The organism is Mycobacterium sp. URHD0025, from assembly GCF_000426065.1.
Lineage (GTDB): Bacteria > Actinomycetota > Actinomycetes > Mycobacteriales > Mycobacteriaceae > Mycobacterium.
In genome coordinates this window covers 167,324-185,025 of sequence record NZ_AUEQ01000008.1, presented here as the reverse complement: position 1 = coordinate 185,025, position 17,702 = coordinate 167,324, and the positions used below count along the sequence as shown (strand labels likewise).

Annotated in this window: 16 protein-coding genes; 11 read left to right on the top strand and 5 right to left on the bottom strand. The window is 66.0% G+C overall.

All coding sequences use genetic code 11. From position 1 onward, the window contains the following. Nucleotides 1–338 precede the first annotated feature (338 nt). The 4 genes from H977_RS0111175 to H977_RS0111160 all read left to right on the top strand — a co-directional run bounded on the left by H977_RS0111175 (nucleotide 339) and on the right by H977_RS0111160 (nucleotide 5,324). The gene (locus H977_RS0111175; protein ID WP_029107945.1) at nucleotides 339–1,889 is read left to right on the top strand and encodes an arylsulfatase; all 1,551 of its coding nucleotides are present in this window, start codon (nucleotides 339–341) and stop codon (nucleotides 1,887–1,889) included. 15 nt (nucleotides 1,890–1,904) lie between these two features. Further along, on the top strand, nucleotides 1,905–3,458 hold the full coding sequence (locus H977_RS0111170; protein ID WP_029107944.1) for an arylsulfatase: 1,554 nt from the start codon (nucleotides 1,905–1,907) through the stop codon (nucleotides 3,456–3,458). Nucleotides 3,459–3,461: 3 nt separating this feature from the next. After that, on the top strand, nucleotides 3,462–4,361 hold the full coding sequence (locus H977_RS0111165) for an HAD family hydrolase (RefSeq protein ID WP_029107943.1): 900 nt from the start codon (nucleotides 3,462–3,464) through the stop codon (nucleotides 4,359–4,361). 78 nt (nucleotides 4,362–4,439) lie between these two features. After that, a complete protein-coding gene (locus tag H977_RS0111160; protein WP_029107942.1) occupies nucleotides 4,440–5,324 on the top strand; it encodes a formylglycine-generating enzyme family protein in 885 nt (294 codons plus the stop codon). On the opposite strand, the gene H977_RS0111155 is transcribed toward H977_RS0111160, so the two are convergent. Continuing rightward, entirely contained in the window at nucleotides 5,321–5,875 is a 555-nt protein-coding gene (locus tag H977_RS0111155) for a TetR/AcrR family transcriptional regulator (RefSeq protein ID WP_029107941.1), read from the bottom strand. The two genes, H977_RS0111160 and H977_RS0111155, sit on opposite strands and share 4 nt — an antisense overlap. A gap of 165 nt (nucleotides 5,876–6,040) precedes the next feature. Between H977_RS0111155 and H977_RS0111150 the strand changes: the two genes are divergently transcribed. Further along, nucleotides 6,041–7,240 carry a cytochrome P450 gene (locus H977_RS0111150; protein WP_029107940.1) on the top strand — a complete coding sequence of 400 codons (1,200 nt, stop codon included), beginning with the start codon at nucleotides 6,041–6,043 and terminating at the stop codon, nucleotides 7,238–7,240. Between the two features lie 12 nt (nucleotides 7,241–7,252). Here H977_RS0111150 and H977_RS0111145 read toward each other — a convergent pair whose 3' ends face one another. Beyond that, a complete protein-coding gene (locus tag H977_RS0111145) occupies nucleotides 7,253–7,528 on the bottom strand; it encodes a hypothetical protein (protein WP_196808212.1) in 276 nt (91 codons plus the stop codon). 398 nt (nucleotides 7,529–7,926) lie between these two features. On the opposite strand from H977_RS0111145, the gene H977_RS0111140 reads away from it, so the two are divergent. The 4 genes from H977_RS0111140 to H977_RS0111125 all read left to right on the top strand — a co-directional run bounded on the left by H977_RS0111140 (nucleotide 7,927) and on the right by H977_RS0111125 (nucleotide 11,913). Continuing rightward, a complete protein-coding gene (locus H977_RS0111140; protein ID WP_029107938.1) occupies nucleotides 7,927–9,006 on the top strand; it encodes a cholesterol dehydrogenase/isomerase in 1,080 nt (359 codons plus the stop codon). After that, nucleotides 9,003–9,776, top strand: a complete 774-nt coding sequence (locus tag H977_RS0111135) for an SDR family NAD(P)-dependent oxidoreductase (RefSeq protein ID WP_029107937.1) — start codon at nucleotides 9,003–9,005, stop codon at nucleotides 9,774–9,776. Before H977_RS0111140 ends, H977_RS0111135 begins: the two co-directional genes overlap by 4 nt. Beyond that, nucleotides 9,773–10,621 (top strand): SDR family NAD(P)-dependent oxidoreductase, encoded by an 849-nt coding sequence (locus tag H977_RS0111130; protein WP_029107936.1) that lies wholly within the window; start codon nucleotides 9,773–9,775, stop codon nucleotides 10,619–10,621. Before H977_RS0111135 ends, H977_RS0111130 begins: the two co-directional genes overlap by 4 nt. 65 nt (nucleotides 10,622–10,686) lie before the next feature. Next, nucleotides 10,687–11,913, top strand: coding sequence for an AI-2E family transporter (locus H977_RS0111125; RefSeq protein ID WP_029107935.1), 1,227 nt, complete (start codon nucleotides 10,687–10,689; stop codon nucleotides 11,911–11,913). Here the strand turns inward: H977_RS0111125 and H977_RS0111120 are convergent. Together H977_RS0111120 and H977_RS0111115 are read right to left on the bottom strand one after the other, a co-directional pair. Then, nucleotides 11,888–12,691, bottom strand: coding sequence for a dienelactone hydrolase family protein (locus H977_RS0111120; RefSeq protein WP_029107934.1), 804 nt, complete (start codon nucleotides 12,689–12,691; stop codon nucleotides 11,888–11,890). The two genes, H977_RS0111125 and H977_RS0111120, sit on opposite strands and share 26 nt — an antisense overlap. A gap of 23 nt (nucleotides 12,692–12,714) precedes the next feature. After that, nucleotides 12,715–13,353: a DUF4245 domain-containing protein gene (locus H977_RS0111115; RefSeq protein WP_029107933.1), complete on the bottom strand. Its 639-nt coding sequence runs from the start codon at nucleotides 13,351–13,353 to the stop codon at nucleotides 12,715–12,717. Nucleotides 13,354–13,408: 55 nt separating this feature from the next. On the opposite strand from H977_RS0111115, the gene glpX reads away from it, so the two are divergent. Both glpX and H977_RS0111105 read left to right on the top strand, forming a co-directional pair. Next, complete coding sequence (gene glpX, locus H977_RS0111110; RefSeq protein ID WP_029107932.1) at nucleotides 13,409–14,437, top strand: class II fructose-bisphosphatase; 1,029 nt, start codon at nucleotides 13,409–13,411, stop codon at nucleotides 14,435–14,437. An 18-nt stretch (nucleotides 14,438–14,455) separates the two neighbouring features. Continuing rightward, entirely contained in the window at nucleotides 14,456–15,871 is a 1,416-nt protein-coding gene (locus H977_RS0111105) for a class II fumarate hydratase (RefSeq protein ID WP_029107931.1), read from the top strand. A gap of 86 nt (nucleotides 15,872–15,957) precedes the next feature. Here the strand turns inward: H977_RS0111105 and H977_RS0111100 are convergent, their stop codons facing one another. Then, nucleotides 15,958–17,679: a sensor histidine kinase gene (locus H977_RS0111100; protein ID WP_051288794.1), complete on the bottom strand. Its 1,722-nt coding sequence runs from the start codon at nucleotides 17,677–17,679 to the stop codon at nucleotides 15,958–15,960. Nucleotides 17,680–17,702: the final 23 nt, after the last annotated feature.

Below are 17,702 nucleotides of genomic sequence, written 5' to 3'. Positions count from 1 at the left end.
GGCGGCCGGACAGCCGACACTGGACGAACCTACGATTTCGACAGAATAACCAGCCTGGGTCACGATACGAGGCCATCTGCCGGCCAACCGGTGGCCGTGTCGTCGTTCCTGGAAGAATATTTGCTTGGGCAACAAGGCAATACACGCGCCGGACAACGAGAACATCGACGGCGATGGCACATTCACGGGACCATCGACCTTGAACGAGGCCCCGGCCGAACATGAACGCCTCGGTAAATATCTGCTGAGAAGCATGGCGAAGCCCACCGGCAGCCCACGAAACCACCTACCGTCGGCCAGAGACCGAAAAGTCGGGGACCGACAGGAGGGACCGCACCATGCCCAACGGCAAACCGAACATCCTGGTCATCTGGGGCGACGACATCGGGATCAGCAATCTCAGTTGCTACAGCGACGGATTGATGGGATACCGCACCCCGAACATCGACCGCATCGCCAACGAGGGCATGCGATTCACCGACTCCTACGGTGAGCAAAGCTGTACGGCCGGGCGCGCCGCCTTCATCAGTGGGCAGAGCGTCTACCGCACCGGAATGAGCAAAGTCGGCATACCCGGGGCCGACATCGGTTGGTCCGCCGAGGATCCCACGATCGCCGAGTTGCTCAAGCCGTTGGGTTACGCCACCGGGCAATTCGGCAAGAATCACTTCGGCGATCTGAACAAGTACCTGCCGACGGTGCACGGCTTCGACGAGTTCTTCGGCAATCTCTACCACCTCAACGCCGAGGAGGAGCCGGAGAGCTACGACTATCCGCACGAGGACCGTTATCCCAGGCTCTACAAGCTGGCCAAGCCCAGAGGCGTACTCAAATGCAAGGCCACTGCCGAAGTATCCGCAGAACCGGATGATCCGAAATACGGGCCCGTGGGTAAGCAGACCATCGAGGACACCGGTCCGCTGACGACCAAGCGGATGGAGACCATCGACGAGGACATCGCCGACGCGACCGTCGACTACATCAAACGCCAGCACGCGGCGGACAATCCGTTCTTCGTGTGGTGCAACTTCACCCACATGCACCTGTACACCCACACCAAGCCGGAAAGCCGCGGGCAGGCCGGGCTGTGGCAGTCGCCGTACCACGACACGATGATCGATCACGACCGCAACGTGGGCACGGTGCTCGACGTGCTCGATGAACTCGGTATCGCCGACGACACCATCGTCATCTACTCGACTGACAACGGGCCGCACCGCAACACCTGGCCGGACGCCGGCACCACACCGTTCCGCAGCGAGAAGGACACCAACTGGGAGGGCGCCTTCCGGGTGCCCGAACTCATCCGCTGGCCCGGAAAGATCAAGGCGGGCACCGTCTCCAACGAGATCGTCCAACACCATGATTGGCTGCCCACGCTGCTGGCCGCGGCCGGCGACCCGGACATCAGCGAGAAGCTGAAGACGGGGTACAAGGCAGGCGCGGACGGAAACACCGAGTACAAGGTGCACATCGACGGCTTCAACCTGTTGCCGTATCTGACCGGTGAGGTCGACACCAGTCCGCGGCGTGGGTTCTTCTACTTCTCCGACGACGGCGATCTGGTTGCCATGCGCTTCGAGAACTGGAAGATCGTGTTCGCCGAACAACGCTGCCAGGGGACCCTGCGGATCTGGGCCGAACCGTTCACGCCGTTGCGCGTACCCAAGCTGTTCAATCTGCGTACCGACCCCTACGAGTACGCCGACATCACGTCGAACACGTACTACGAATGGTTATTGCGGCATGATTTCTTCGTGTTCTACGCGACAGCGATGGCGACGAAATTCCTCGAGACGTTCGAGGAATTCAAGCCACGGCACCCACCGGCGAGCTTCAGCATCGATCACGCCGTCGAGAAACTGCACGCATTCCTGGCCAAGGACTGAAGGGAAATCGGAATTATGCCGAACGGCAAACCCAACATCCTCGTGATTTGGGGCGATGACATCGGAATCTGGAATCTGAGTTGCTACAGCCGCGGCATGATGGGCTACCAGACTCCGAACATCGACCGGATCGCCAATGAGGGCATGCTTTTCACCGACTCGTACGGCGAGCAGAGTTGCACCGCGGGCCGTGCGTCGTTCATCACCGGTCAGAGCGTCTATCGCACCGGGATGAGCAAGGTGGGTATGCCCGGCGTCGACGTCGGACTCCAGAAGGAGGACCCGACGATTGCCGAACTGCTCAAGCCGATGGGTTACGCCACCGGACAATTCGGCAAGAACCACCTCGGCGACCTGAACAAGTTCCTACCCACCGCGCACGGATTCGATGAGTTCTTCGGGAACCTGTACCACCTCAACGCCGAGGAGGAACCCGAGCACGAGGACTACCCCACTGCCGAGGAAGCCCCGAAGATGCGGGCCGCGTTGCTGCCCCGCGGTGTCATCCACTCCTGGGCCACCGAAGAGGACTCCGGCGAAGTCGACCCGCGGTACGGACCGGTCGGCAAACAGCGCATCGAGGACACCGGACCGCTGACCAAGAAGCGGATGGAAACCGTCGACGACGAAACCACCTCTGCCTGTGCTGATTTCATCAAACGCCAGCACGAGGCGGACACCCCGTTCTTCGTCTGGATGAACCTGACCCACATGCACTTCCGGACTCACACCAAGCCGGAGAGCCGGGGACAGGCCGGCCGCTGGCAGTCGCCGTACCACGACACCATGATCGACCACGATCGCAACGTCGGCACGCTGCTGGACCTGGTCGACGAACTCGGCATCGCCGAGGACACCATCGTGATCTATTCGACGGACAACGGCCCACACGCGAACTCCTGGCCGGACGGTGCGACAACTCCGTTCCGCAGCGAGAAGGCGACCAACTGGGAAGGCGCCTTCCGGATTCCGGAGATGGTTCGTTGGCCCGGCAAGATCAAGCCGGGATCGATCTCGAACGAGATTGTGCAGCACCATGATTGGCTTCCCACCTTCTTGGCTGCGGCAGGCGAGCCGGACATCGTCGAGAAACTGAAGAAGGGCCACACAGCGGGGGCCGACGGAAAGACCGATTACAAGGTTCACATCGACGGGTACAACCTGCTGCCCTACCTCACCGGCGAGGTGGACAAGAGCCCGCGGCGCGGAATGATCTACTTCTCCGACGATGGCGACGTGCTGGGTATTCGGGCCGACAACTGGAAGATCGTGTTCATGGAGCAGCGTTGCCAGGGCACCCTCCAGGTGTGGTTCGAACCGTTCACCAAGTTGCGTGCGCCCAAGCTGTTCAACCTGCGCACCGACCCGTTCGAGCGCGCGGATGTCACATCGAACACGTACTGGGACTGGATGATCGACCGCTTGTTCCTCATGTTCTACGGCTCTGCGATCGTGACGCAGTTCCTGGAGACCTTCAAGGAATTCCCGCCGCGTCAGGAGCCGGCGTCGTTCACCATCAATCACGCTGTCGACGAACTCAAGAAGTTCCTCGCAACGGGGGGCGGCTAGGCGGTGACCGAACTGCTCTCCTGGTCCGAGGGCCCTACGAAGTCGGCGCTCGTCGACTTCGTAGGGCGGGTCACAACCGAGGTTCCGCCCGAGGAGCGGGTCGCGGTCTTCGACAACGACGGCACGCTGTGGTGTGAGAAGCCGGCCTACATCCAGCTGGATTTTCTGGTGCGCCGGCTGGCCGCCCAGGCGGCCGCCGACCCGGCATTGGCGGCCAAGCAGCCCTACGCCGCAGCGGCTTCCGGCGATCTGGCCTGGTTCGGGGATGCCGTCACCAAGCACTACAACGGTGACGATTCCGGTCTCAAAGTCCTTGCCGGCGGCATACTTTCGGCCTATGCCGGGATGTCGGTCGAGGACCATGCCGCCCGCATCAAGGCGTTCTTCGCCGAGGCGCAGCACCCGACGCTGAAGCGGCCGTACACCGCGTGTGCCTACCTGCCGATGGTGGAACTGCTGCGCTATCTGGAGGCCAACGGGTTCACCAACTACATCGCCTCCGGCGGCGGCCGTGATTTCATGCGCCCGGTGACCATGTCGATGTACGGCGTTCCACCGGAGCGGGTGATCGGCAGTTCGGTGGGTCTCGATTTCGTCGACGGCCAACTCAGGACGACGGCCACGCCGGAGTTCCTGAATGATGGTCCGGTCAAGGCGGTGCGGATCTGGGGGCGGATCGGGCGGCGACCGATCTTCGCGGCCGGTAACTCGAACGGCGATATCCAGATGCTCGAGTACACCGCCGCTGGGACAGGCCCGTCGATGGGTCTGCTGGTCCGTCACGACGACGACGAACGGGAATTCGGGTACACCGCAGGCGCCGAGAAGGCCTTCGGGCTCGCGGCCGACCGAGGCTGGACGGTGGCGAGCATGCGTGACGATTGGGCGACGGTCTTTGACTGAGTGTGCAGTGACGTCATCGACTCTGCGCCCACGGCGCAAAAGTGCGAGAAATGCTCACCCTCACCGCAGAGTCGATGCATGACCGCGGCGGATCTGGTGTGGATTCCGGCGCAGACGGCGATCCTCGGCTCGGACACGCACTACCCCGAGGAAGCGCCGACGCGTGAAGTTGCCACGGCGGGGTTCTGGATCCAGCGTCACCAGGTGACCAACGCCGACTACGCCGAATTCGTGGACGCCACGGGCTATGTGACGGTCGCCGAGCGTCCGGTCGACCCCGACGACTTCCCAGGAGCCCCACCGGAGAACCTGGTGCCCGGCTCCATGGTGTTCCGCCGCACCGCCGGCCCGGTGGATCTCAGGCACATCAACCTGTGGTGGGCGTGGACTCCCGGCGCGTGCTGGAATCACCCCCGCGGTCCGCGCTCGACGTTGACGGGCCGTGAGCAGCATCCCGTGGTGCACATCGCCTTTGACGATGCCGCCGCATACGCCGAGTGGGCCGGGCTGGAACTGCCCACCGAAGCGGAGTGGGAGACCGCGGCGCGGGGCGGCCTGGCGGGAGCCGCGTACACCTGGGGCGAGGAACCCGAGCAGCCCGGACAGCAACTGGCCAACTACTGGCATGGCGAATTCCCGTATCTGCCCGAAACTGGTTACGGCACAACCAAACCAGTCGGCAGCTTCGAGCCCAACGGATACGGTCTGTTCGACATGGCAGGTAACGCCTGGGAATGGACGACAGACTGGTACGGCGAGGACCGGGCGACCACACCGTGCTGCGCCGCAGACACCTATGACCCGAACCAGCCGCAGTTCCAGATCGGGCGCAAGGTGATCAAAGGTGGCTCGTTCCTGTGCGCCGACAGCTACTGCATGCGGTACCGCCCGGCTGCCCGGCGACCGCAGATGGTGGATACGGGCATGAGCCACATCAGTTTTCGATGCGTCAAACGGTCCTAGCCGAATGCCGGCGCGACGAACCGGCGCAGCATCTGCCGCTCGGTAGTCTCATCAGGCCCCGGCCAGACCAGCAGGGACAGCACCAGACGCACGATCCACGCCGCGGCCGCCGGATCGTCCTCGTCGAGTCCGGTGAGTTCAGTGGCGAAGGCGGCAGGCACCGGCGACCGTGCAAGATCCGCCATTCCGCCCCCACTGCGGAGCGAGCCGAGTAACAGACCGAACATCGGGTCGGCTCGAATACGTTGCAGTGCGACGGTGATCGCGGTCAGCACCCGTTCGGCTCCGGTCAATCCCTCGACTGCCCGGCGCACCTCCGCCACGATCGCAGCAGCCAGGCGGGCCAGGACCGCGTCACGGATCTGGGCCTTACCGCCCGCATGCCGGTAGACCGTCGCGCGTGAGCAGTGCACCCGTGCGGCCAACGCGTCGATGTCCAGCGAGTCAAGCCCGTCGCGTGCAGCCATCTCGGCGGCCGCGGTGTAGATGCGTTCGGCAGCCTCGACGCGGCGGTCGCCCCCGACCAACCAGTCCGCGCGCTTGGGAGACATACGTGCGAGATTATCTCAGTTTGAGACAAGACTCCCGATTGGTCTCAGAGGGTCCGCAGGTCACCGAGTCGCCTTGAGACGCGTCCTCGCCCCAGGCCCCGACGTCGCATATCAACATGTCAGCGCACCGTTGACGACCCCTGAGTGGACAGCCAACCTGGGCAAATGCTCCTGGCACACGAACTGTTCGACCCGGCCTGTCTGCAGGATCCGTATCCGCTCTACGACCGACTCCGGGCCGACGCACCGGTCGCACGAGTCGGCGACTCGGCGTTTTTCGTGGTGAGCACTTTCGACGCCGTCCTCGAGGCCACCGCGCGCACGCAGGACTTCTCGTCGAACCTGACCGCCACCATGTGGGCGCAACCCGACGGCACAGTCAGTGCATTCGGCATGGGCGAGCCTGGCAACCCAACCCATGTGCTGGCCACCGCTGACGACCCGGCCCACGCCGCGCATCGCAAGCTGGTGCTGCCCCGGATGGCGGCCAAGCGGATCTCCGAGCTCGAACCGTTCATCGCCGCCACAGCCGCGGAACTGCTCGCCAGGGCCGGCGAGGAGTTCGAATGGATGTCCACACTGGCCGACCGGCTGCCCATGCTGGTCGTCGCGAAGCTGCTGGGGCTTCCGGCCGAGGACGCGGACCGGCTGGTGACGTGGGCCTATGCAAGCACCCAGCTGCTCGATGGACTGGTGGACGCCGACCAGCTGACCGCCTCAGGGATCGCGGCCGTCGAACTCGGCGGTTACCTGACGGACCGGTTCGTCGAGGCTTCGGCAAATCCTGGCGAAAACCTGCTGGGCGACCTGGCCGCCTACTGTGCGGCTGAGCGGGTGTCCCGCGACACGGCGGTGTTCATGCTGATCCAGCTGGTGGGCGCGGGAGGCGAATCGACCGCGTCATTGATCGGTAGCGCCGTCTGGATTCTGAGCCGGCGGCCTGACCTGGCCGAGCGGCTGCGGCGGGATCCGGCGATGATCGCGCCGTTTCTGGAGGAGGTCCTGCGGTTCGAGTCCCCGTTCCGGGGGCACTATCGCCACGTCCTGGCTGATACCGAACTGGCAGGCGTCGCATTGCCCGCGGACAGCCACGTGCTGCTGTTGTGGGGCGCGGCCAACCGGGACGACGCGGTGTTCGAGGATCCGAACGAGTTTCGGCTGGACCGGCCGAATATCAAGGCGCACCTGGCGTTCGGCAAGGGCGGGCACTTCTGCCTCGGGGCCGCGCTGGCCCGGCTCGAAGCCCGCATCGTGATCTCGTCACTGCTGTCGGCGGGCACCAGCATCCGCCCGGCCGGCGATGCCGAATGGCAGCCCAGCCTGCTGGTGCGACGTCTACGACAGCTTCCGCTGAGTGTGCGGTGAACTACCCAGAACTCAGGCGGCTTGCTCGGCGAGCGCGATGCTGTCGTCGTCGACGAACACGAGGCCACCGTCGTCGAGGTTGACAGCCCACCGTCGCGCCGGTTCGACGATGCGCTCCCCAGCGACCTCGACCGCGGTCCCAGCCAAGTCGGCGAAATCTTCGACGACCGTGCCGTGCAGTTCTTCGTCAGTTCCCGGATACACAACTACCGAGGACCCGACAGCAACCTCTTCGGCAATTTCGCCGGAGTCACTGTCGTTAACCCCAGACACGACATCTTCGGACATCACACACCTCCCCAATTGCTGACGCGTGCAACCGAGTACATCACAAACGCCTGCGATTGGCTCACTTTCGCCGATACCTACAGCCACACCTTGCATAGGTGCTGGGCAAATTTCCAAATCCGGCAACAACGACCATTCCGGCAAACGCGTCACATAGCCATGCCCGCCGTGTCCCCGGTCACACTTAACTATTCACGTCGCCATTGGCCAGTGCTTTTGAGGCAACGGCAGCAACATTCGCCTGAACTGGCAGGTCCCCAGTTCGACCGTCGCCGCCTGGTTGCTGAGCAGGCCGGGGCGAACAGCCCGCCAAAAACCCGCCGGCCCGGTCCCGATCGCGGTGACACACACCACATCGGCGTTCGCTAGTGTTGCAACACGTTCTAGCGAGGAGGCATATGTCCGACGCTGTTTTGGTTACCGGAGCGTTCGGTTTGGTGGGCTCCGCCGTGGTGAAGACGCTGGCCGCCGGCGGCCGCGAGGTCGTCGCGACCGATCTCGACGTATCCGCCAACCGCAAGGCCGCCGCCGCTCTCCCGGCCTCCGTCCAGGTGCGTTGGGCCGACCTGACCGACGCCGCTGCCGTCGACGCACTGGTGTCCGCGGTCGCACCGGCCGCCATCATCCACCTCGCCGCGATCATCCCGCCGTTCTGCTACATGCGCCGCGGGCTGGCCCGCAAGGTCAACGTCGAGGCCACGGCATCACTGCTGCGGGCCGCCGAGGCCCAGCCGACTCCGCCCCGGTTCGTGCAGGCATCCAGCATCGCCGTCTACGGCGCCCGCAATCCGCACCACATCGACGATGTCCTCAGGCCCGACACCCCGGTCAATCCGTCCGACATCTACGGGGCCCACAAGGTCGAGGCCGAAGCCCTGGTCCGGTCCTCGAAGCTGGACTGGCTGATTCTGCGACTCGGTGGCGTGATGAGCTGCGAGTTCAGCTTGGACATCGATGTCGACCTCATCTCTTTCGAGAGCGTGCTGCCCGCCGACGGGCGCCTGCAGACCGTCGACGTGCGCGATGTCGCGGCGGCATTCGCGGCCGCCACCACCGTTCCCACCGAAACCGCCAACCACGAGGTGCTCCTGATCGGCGGAGATTCCGCGACCCATCGGCACACACAGTCCGCGGTCGGGTCGCAGGCGGCCACCGCGATGGGGATCAAGGGCGGCCTGCCGATCGGCAGGCCCGGCAACCCGGACGATGACTCCGCCTGGTTCGCCACCGACTGGATGGACACCAGCCGCTCGCAGGAAGTGCTCGGCTTCCAGCACCATTCGTGGCCCCAACTGCTGGCCGACACCAGGGCGAACGCCGGATTGAAGCGTTTCCCGATCGGTCTGGCCGCACCGTTCATCCGCGCGTTCCTGCGGTCGAAGTCCGCCTACAAGGACTATCCCGGGAAGGTGGCCGACCCGTGGAACGCGATCGACAAGAAGTGGGGCGACCATCAACCGGACGGGGATCAGCCATGAGCACAAAGCGCGTAGCGATCGTCATCGGCGGAGCCTCGGGGATCGGATGGGCCAGCGCCCAGGCCCTGGCCGCCGAAGGTTGCCGCATCGTCGTGGCCGACCGTGACGCCGAGGGCGCGGCCGCCCGAGCCGCGCAACTCGGTGCTCCACACGCCAGCTTCTACGTCGACGTCACCGACGAGGATGCGGTCCAGAAGTTGTTCGACGACGTCGCGGCGGTCGGACCGATCGATGTTGTGGTCAACTGCGCGGGATTCAGCAATGTCGGCCTGATCACCGACATGCCGGTCGAGGATTTCCGCTCGGTCGTCGACGTCTGCCTCAACGGCGGGTTCATCGTCGCCAAACACGCCGGCCGCAATCTTCCCGAAGGCGGTGTGCTGGTGTCGATTTCATCGCTGAACGGGCGCCAGCCCGCCGCCGGAATGAGCGCGTACTGTGCCGCCAAGGCCGGGTTGTCGATGCTGACGCAGGTGGCCGCACTTGAGCTGGGGCCGCGCGGCATCCGGGTCAACGCGATCGCGCCGGGATTCGTGAAGACTCCGCTGACCGATCCCGCCGCGATGATCCCCGGTGTGGTCGAGGAGTACGTCGAGAACACCGCGCTGGGCCGCAGCGGAACCCCCGAGGACATCGCCGCCGCCGTGGTGTTCCTGTGTTCACCGCAGGCGTCGTGGCTGACCGGCGAGGTGCTCGATCTCAACGGCGGCGCACATCTCAAGCGCTACCCGGACGTGCTCGGTCACGTCATGAAACTGGCCCAGGCGTGACACCAGACCTCTCCGGCAAACAGGCGATCGTCACCGGGGCCGGATCGGGTATCGGCGCGGCGCTGTGCCGCGCGCTGGTGGCCGCCGGCGCCGAGGTGCTCTGCACCGACATCGACGAGGCTGCGGCGGCCTGTACCGCGGCACCGCTTGGCGCCCGGTCGGCACGCCTCGACGTCACCGACGCGGCAGCTGTGCAGAGCGCCGTCGACGGCGTCGTCGACCGGACCGGGCGGCTCGACCTGATGTTCAACAACGCGGGCATCGTCTGGGGCGGGGACACCGAACTGCTCACGTTGGACCAGTGGAACGCCATCATCGACGTCAACGTGCGCGGTGTCGTCCACGGCGTCGCCGCGGCGTATCCGCAGATGATCCGGCAGGGCCACGGCCACATCGTCAACACCGCATCGATGGCGGGGCTGGCCGCCGCAGGTCAACTCACCAGTTACGTGATGACCAAGCACGCCGTCGTCGGGCTGTCGTTGGCGCTGCGCTCGGAGGCCGCCGCCCACGGCGTGGGCGTACTGGCGGTGTGCCCGGCCGCGGTCGAGACCCCGATCCTGGACAAGGGCGCGGTCGGCGGCTTCGTCGGTCGCGACTACTTTCTGCAAGGCCAAGGGGTCAAGACCGCCTACGACGCCGACCGGCTGGCGGCCGACACCCTGCGCGCCATCGCCCGCAACAAGGCAGTCGTGGTCAAACCCCGTCGCGCCCATGCCTCCTGGCTGATCGCCCGTCTGGCGCCCGGCCTGATGCAGCGGCTCTCGATGCGCTTCGTCGCCTCGCAGCGCGCCGGTCAGGCCGCCCGCCGCTCGGCGCTGGGCTCCGACGTCACGCCTGCGTGACGCTCAATGCCGACCGTCGCGCCGGCGTGGCGATAGGGTCAGCCCAACGGCGGGAAGGGTCGGAGATGAAAGACGAGTTCACCCTCACCCAGAAGCGGGCCCTGGCGGTTTTCACCGTGCTCGCCCTGTTGCTCGGGGTCTATTTCCTGCGCAGCTTCTTCGTCCTGATCGTGATGGCCGCCGTCGGCGCCTACCTGTTCACCCCCCTCTACCAACGGTTTCAACGCCGATTCGGCACCGGCCTGTCGGCCACGCTGACGTTGTTGGTCGCCATCCTCATGGTGATCATCCCGGTGTCCCTCATCGTGTTCATGGCCATCGTTCAGGTCACCCAACTCGTCAATACGGTCAGCACGTGGATCGCCGACACCGACATCAGCACGCTCGGTGACCGGGCGCTGCAACTGATCAACTCGATGCTCGGGCGGGTGCCCTTCCTGGACATCCATCTCACCGCAGATTCGTTGCGCGACACCGTGGTCAAACTCTCCCAGCACCTCGGGGAATGGCTGCTGGGCATCCTGCAGGGCGCGGTCGGCGGCATGGTCGGCGCCATCACCTCGTCGATCATCTTCCTGTACGTGTTCATCTCGATGCTGGTCAACAACGCGGACATGGCCACGCTGATCCGCAGGCTGAACCCGTTGGGCGAGGAGATCACCGACCTGTACCTGGCCAAGACCGGCGCCATGGTGAAGGGAACAGTCAAGGGCCAGTTCGTGATCGCGTTCTGCCAGGGTGTGGCCGGGGCCATCTCGATCTACATCGCCGGCTTCCACAACGGGTTCTTCGTCTTCGCGATCCTGTTGACCGCCCTGTCGGTGATCCCGCTCGGCGGCGGCATCGTGACGATTCCGTTCGGCATCGGAATGATGTTCTTCGGCAACATCATCGGCGGAATCTTCGTGGTGGTGTTCCACCTGTTGGTGGTCACCAACATCGACAACCTGCTGCGCCCGTGGCTCGTGCCCAAGGCGGCCCGACTCGACCCCGCACTGATGCTGCTGGCGGTGTTCGCCGGTATCTCGATGTTCGGCTTCTTCGGTCTGGTGATCGGCCCGGTGCTGATGATCATCATCGTCACCACGGTCAGCGTGTACCTGGCCGTCTACAAGGGCGTCGAGCTCGAAACCGACGAGCCCGACGAACCGGGCCGGCGCCCGTGGCGGCGGTTGTGGGACTGGATCCAGAAGCGGCTCAGGGGCGAGAAAACCGCACCCCGAGCCGTGTCCGAAGCCGAAGCTGAGCCGTCAGCCGCACCTCCGCCTAATTCGCGCTCAGACGCTCAGTAAGGAAAGCCACCACCCGCTTGCGGGCCTCATAGGCCGGATGCCCGTCGACCTCGCGCACCTGATCGGTCAGCACCGAATGCGCGGATGCCGAGAGGCCGTGCGCGTTGCCTTTCTTCGAGTCGATCTCGATGACCTCGAACGCGTCGCCGAGGCGGGCCTTGAGAGTGGCGAACCGCTCCCCCGGCGCCAGCTTGTCCTGGCTGAACCGCAGTGCCAGCGCGCACAGGCCGTCATTGGCGACGCGCTGTTCGATGACCTTGAGCTCGGCCTCCGACATGCCGGGATCGCGTTTCTGCGCGGCCGTCAGGGCAATCGGTACCGAAGGCTGGCTCAGCACCGGGGCCAGCACGCTGTCGTCCACCGCGGCCGCGAGCGCGAAACCACCCGTGAAGCACTGCCCGATGACGCCGACACCCTTACCGGGTGTGATGGCGTTGAGGTCGCGGGCCAGCGCCCGCAGATAATGCGCGACGGGCCGATCCGCATTGGTCGCGAATGCCGAAAACTCCCGTGTCACGCAGGCTTTCACCATGACCGGGATGGCACCCGGACGGACAGCCGCCGCGCCGGGGGTGCCGAACAGCGACGGGGCCGCGACGGTGAAACCGTTGTCGACCAGATGGTTGCCGAGCGCGAGCACACCGGGATGCAGACCGGGAATCTCGGGAATCAGGACCACGCCGGGGCCTTCGCCCTTGCGGTACACGTCGTAGGTCTGATCGGCGGCGGTGAAAGGAGTGGCTGTCCACCCCGTGAGATCTGCAACTGGCGACGACAACACGGGCTCCATCCGTTAGTGCGTCACGGCCTCTTGATCGGCAGCGGCGACTGCTTCTGCGTCGCACTCGCAAGCGTACGGTACTCATCAGTACCACCGGCGCCCGTGATCGCCACCTGCGCCGGCCCGCTCAGCTTCGTCGTCCACACCGGTTCGGGGTCGCTGCTCTCGTAGACCACCCAGGTCACCCCGTCGACGTCCTGAGTGCCGGACGCATACGAATCCGGCTTGATCGAGGCCACCAGAGCGGCCTCATCGGCGTTGCTCTGGGTCAGGCTCAGGTACTTCCCGGTGGGCGCCAGGTAGCCGATACGTGAGGACACCGCGCGGCCGTGCTGACCGTCGGGCAGCGTCAGACCGCCGTCGATGCCGTGACGACTGCCGGAGTTGGGCTGCCAGCCCTCGGGCAGCCGGGGCATCCGGATCGGGATCTTCAGGGTGTCGGCGTCGGCCTGCAGGGCGGCCGGAGCATCGAATTCGGGAGCCGGACCCACACCGGGGCCACCCGCCTGAAAGGAGCACATGCCCAGCATTCCTGCGAGCACGATGCACGCCACCACCAGCGGCGCCATCGACCAGAACATATCCCGGCCGTCCTGCAGCAACCGCGACTTTTCCGGCTTCGGCACCGGGGTTGGCTGGGAGGTCGGCTCAGTGGACATGTTCGTCAGTATCCCAGCTCCCTAAGCCGTAGCCGGTTCTGGGACAATCTGGGCCATGAGTCCCACGCGGGGAGAAGCCCCGGATCGCAACCTTGCCCTCGAACTCGTCCGGGTGACCGAGGCCGGCGCCATGGCCGCAGGCCGCTGGGTCGGTCGCGGCGACAAGGAAGGCGGCGACGGGGCGGCCGTCGACGCCATGCGTGAGCTGGTCAACTCGGTCTCGATGCGCGGCGTCGTGGTGATCGGCGAGGGCGAGAAAGACGAAGCACCGATGCTCTTCAACGGTGAAGAGGTCGGCAACGGCGATGGACCGGAGTGCGACTTCGCCGTCGACCCCGTCGACGGAACCACGCTGATGAGCAAGGGTATGCCCAACGCCATCTCGGTGCTCGCGGTCGCCGAGCGCGGCGCCATGTTCGACCCGTCGGCCGTGTTCTACATGAACAAGATCGCCGTCGGCCCCGAGTGTGCAGACGCCATCGACATCACCGCCCCGATCGGCGAGAACATCCGGCGGGTGGCCAAGGTGCGTGGAGCCTCGGTGAGCGATCTGACCGTGTGCATCCTGGACCGGCCGCGGCACGCCCAGCTGATCGAGGACGCCCGCGCCGCCGGGGCCCGCATCCGGCTGATCACCGACGGCGACGTCGCCGGCGCGATCTCGGCCTGCCGCCCCAACTCCGGTACCGACATCCTGGCCGGCATCGGCGGGACGCCCGAGGGCATCATCGCCGCGGCCGCGATCCGCTGTATGGGCGGCGCGATCCAGGCCCAGCTGGCTCCGACCGACGACGCCGAACGCCAGAAGGCCATCGACGCCGGCTACGACCTGGACCAAGTGCTGTCGACGGACGACCTGGTCTCGGGTGAGAACGTCTTCTTCTGCGCGACCGGCGTCACCGACGGTGACCTGCTCAAGGGCGTGCAGTACTACCCCGGCGGCTGCACCACCCAGTCCATCGTGATGCGCTCCAAGTCCGGCACCGTCCGGATGATCGAGGCCTACCACCGGCTGACGAAACTCAACGAGTACTCCGCCATCGACTTCACCGGCGACAAGACCGCCGCCTACCCGCTCCCGTAATCCGCCAGAAAGGGCAACATGAGCACCGATACCGACGGAGCTGTCGAGTACCGCATCGAGCACGACACCATGGGCGAGGTCCGGGTGCCGGTCAACGCCCTGTGGCGGGCGCAGACCCAGCGGGCCGTGGAGAACTTCCCGATCTCCTTCCGCGGCCTGGAGCGCACCCAGATCCGCGCGTTGGGCCTGCTGAAGGCCGCCTGCGCGCAGGTCAACAAGGACCTGGGCCTGCTGGCCGGCGAGAAGGCCGACGCCATCATCGCCGCGGCCGGCGAGATCGCCGACGGCCTACACGATGACCAGTTCCCGATCGATGTGTTCCAGACCGGCTCGGGCACCAGCTCGAACATGAACGCCAATGAGGTGATCGCCTCGATCGCCGCGCGTAACGGCGTGACCGTCCACCCCAACGACGACGTGAACATGTCGCAGAGCTCCAATGACACGTTCCCGACGGCCACCCACATCGCGGCCACCGAAGCCGCTGTGCGCCACCTGATTCCGGCGCTCGAGGTGTTGCACGCCTCGCTGGCCGCCAAGGCCAAGCAGTGGAAGACCGTGGTGAAGTCCGGCCGCACCCATCTGATGGACGCGGTGCCGGTGACGCTGGGCCAGGAGTTCGGCGGCTACGCCCGCCAGATCGAGGCCGGCATCGAACGAGTCAAGGCCACGCTGCCCCGGCTCGGTGAGCTCGCCATCGGCGGTACCGCGGTGGGCACCGGACTCAACGCTCCCGACGGCTTCGGAGCCAAGGTGGTCGAGGTTCTGGTCAACCAGACCGGACTTGCCGAATTGCGCACCGCCGCAGACTCATTCGAGGCTCAGGCGGCCCGCGACGGGCTGGTCGAGGCGTCGGGTGCGCTGAAGACCATCGCCGCCTCGCTGACCAAGATCGCCAACGATGTGCGCTGGATGGGCTCGGGCCCGCTGACCGGCCTGGGCGAGATCCAGCTGCCGGACCTGCAGCCGGGCAGCTCGATCATGCCGGGCAAGGTCAACCCCGTTCTGCCCGAGGCGGTTACCCAGGTGGCCGCACAGGTCATCGGCAACGACGCCGCCGTCACCGTCGGCGGCCTGTCGGGTGCGTTCGAGCTCAACGTCTACATCCCGATGATGGCCCGCAACGTGCTGGAGTCGTTCACCCTGCTGAGCAATGTGTCCCGGTTGTTCGCCGAGAAGTGCATCGACGGCCTGGTGGCCAACGAGGAGCACCTGCGCACCCTTGCCGAGTCGTCGCCGTCGATCGTGACGCCGCTGAACTCCGCGATCGGCTACGAGGAGGCCGCGAAGGTCGCCAAGCAGGCACTCAAGGAGAAGAAGACCATCCGCCAGACCGTGATCGACCGCGGCCTGATCGGCGACAAGCTGAGCGAGGCCGAGCTGGACAAGCGCCTCGACGTGCTCGCCATGGCGAAGGTCAAGCCGGGCGACTAGCCCTCACCTTCTCTGCGCGAGCAGACAGAAAACTGCCCATTTTCTTCGGAAGATGGGCAGTTTTCTGTCTGCTCGCCAGGCAAACGCTACTCGGGAAGCGGTGCGGCCCAACGCAACACGGTCCCGCCACCGGGCCGGTCGGTCACGGTGAACGCGCCGCCCGCACTCAACGCGCGCGCCCGCAGATTCCCCAGCCCGCTCTCGGTGATCTCGGCCGCGATGCCGCAGCCGTTGTCGGACACCTCGATCGACAGGTCGTCGGCAACCTCTACGACGACAGTGAGTTCACTTGCCCCCGAATGGCGTACCGCATTGCTGATCGCCTCGCGCAACACCGCCTCGGCGTGATCGGCCAGGGTCGCCTCGACCACCGAGAGCGGGCCGACGAATCGCGTCCCGATGTGTACCGGCGCGTCGGCGAACTGGGCGATCACCTCATCGAGCCGCTGTCGCAGTCGCGTCGTACCGGCCTGCGCCCCATGCAGATCGAAGATCGCGGTCCGGATCTCCTGGATGACCGCCTGCAGGTCATCCACGGTCCCGCCGAGCCGCTGCCGAACCTCCGGGGATTGCGCCCGCGGGATCGTGCCCTGCAGTGACAGACCCACGGCGAACAGCCGCTGGATCACATGATCGTGCAGGTCACGGGCGATCCGGTCGCGATCGGCGAGGATCTCCAGCTCACGCACCGTGCGTTGTGAGCTGGCCAACTGCCAGGCCACGGCAGCTTGGTCCGCGAACGCGGCGGCCATGTCGAGCTGTTCTGAGGTGAAGATGCGCGCGCCGTCGGCCCGCACGGCCACCAGTACACCGGCGACGGTGTCGACTGTGCGCAGCGGCAGCACCAGCGCCGGACCACCTGAGCCGTCCAGCTCGAGGCGGTCCAGCCGGTGCGGAGTGCCGTCGCGGAAGGCCGCACCCACCGCATCGTCGGCTGCCCGGCCCAACGGAATCGAGTCAACCGTGGTCGCGCTGCCCGCAGTGGCGGCGACCACCAGGGCGTCAGCCTCACCGGCGGGTGCCTCGCTGTCGGGTACCGCCACCACGATGCGATCGGCACCGGTCAGCTTGAGCGCCTCGTCGGCGACCATCCGGAACACCGTGGCCGGGTCGGTACCGCCCAGCAGCGCGGTGCCGATGTCGCGCGTGGCCGTGATCCAGGCCTGCCGGTCGCGCGAGAGTTGGTACAGCCGGGCGTTCTCCACCGCGACTCCCGCGGCCGCGGCCAGCGCTTCGACCAGCACCTCGTCGTCCTCGCTGAACGGCTGCCCGTTGATCTTTTCGGTCAGGTAGAGGTTGCCGAACACCTCGTCGCGGATGCGCACCGGAACACCGAGAAACGTCCGCATCGGCGGGTGATTCGGCGGGAACCCGACCGAGGCGGGATGCCGGTGGATGTCGCCGAGCCGGATCGGTTTCGGGTCATCGATCAGCACGCCGAGCACACCCCGGCCCTCGGGCAGATGTCCGATCAGCGCCCGGGTTTCGTCGTCGATGCCCTGATAGACGAACTCGGTCAGTTCATGGTCGTCGCCACGCACACCCAGCGCGCCGTAACGGGCGTCGACCAGCTCGATCGCCGTCCGCACGATGGTGCTCAGCGTGACCTCGAGATCCAGTCCCGAGGTGACAGCGAGCATGGCCTCGACGAGGCCGTCGATCCGGTCACGGCCGGTGATGATCTCCTCGACCCGATCCTGGACCTCGGTGAGCAATTCGCGTAACCGCAGCTGCGCGAGCGCCCCCTTCAACGGCGAGATGTGGGGCTCGTCGTCAGGTTGCGCATCCGGCCCGCTCACACGTCCCATGCTGGCATCATCAGCGACTTCGC

Bases quoted from the DNA above. Each gene is read 5' to 3' on its own strand.
- H977_RS0111175 (WP_029107945.1), top strand. From the start codon at position 339: ATGCCCAACGGCAAACCGAACATCCTGGTCATCTGGGGCGACGACATC.
- H977_RS0111170 (WP_029107944.1), top strand. From the start codon at position 1,905: ATGCCGAACGGCAAACCCAACATCCTCGTGATTTGGGGCGATGACATC.
- H977_RS0111160 (WP_029107942.1), top strand. From the start codon at position 4,440: ATGACCGCGGCGGATCTGGTGTGGATTCCGGCGCAGACGGCGATCCTC.
- H977_RS0111155 (WP_029107941.1), bottom strand. From the start codon at position 5,875: ATGTCTCCCAAGCGCGCGGACTGGTTGGTCGGGGGCGACCGCCGCGTC.
- H977_RS0111150 (WP_029107940.1), top strand. From the start codon at position 6,041: ATGCTCCTGGCACACGAACTGTTCGACCCGGCCTGTCTGCAGGATCCG.
- H977_RS0111145 (WP_196808212.1), bottom strand. From the start codon at position 7,528: ATGTCCGAAGATGTCGTGTCTGGGGTTAACGACAGTGACTCCGGCGAA.
- H977_RS0111140 (WP_029107938.1), top strand. From the start codon at position 7,927: ATGTCCGACGCTGTTTTGGTTACCGGAGCGTTCGGTTTGGTGGGCTCC.
- H977_RS0111135 (WP_029107937.1), top strand. From the start codon at position 9,003: ATGAGCACAAAGCGCGTAGCGATCGTCATCGGCGGAGCCTCGGGGATC.
- H977_RS0111125 (WP_029107935.1), top strand. From the start codon at position 10,687: ATGAAAGACGAGTTCACCCTCACCCAGAAGCGGGCCCTGGCGGTTTTC.
- H977_RS0111115 (WP_029107933.1), bottom strand. From the start codon at position 13,353: ATGTCCACTGAGCCGACCTCCCAGCCAACCCCGGTGCCGAAGCCGGAA.
- glpX (WP_029107932.1), top strand. From the start codon at position 13,409: ATGAGTCCCACGCGGGGAGAAGCCCCGGATCGCAACCTTGCCCTCGAA.
- H977_RS0111105 (WP_029107931.1), top strand. From the start codon at position 14,456: ATGAGCACCGATACCGACGGAGCTGTCGAGTACCGCATCGAGCACGAC.
- H977_RS0111100 (WP_051288794.1), bottom strand. From the start codon at position 17,679: ATGGGACGTGTGAGCGGGCCGGATGCGCAACCTGACGACGAGCCCCAC.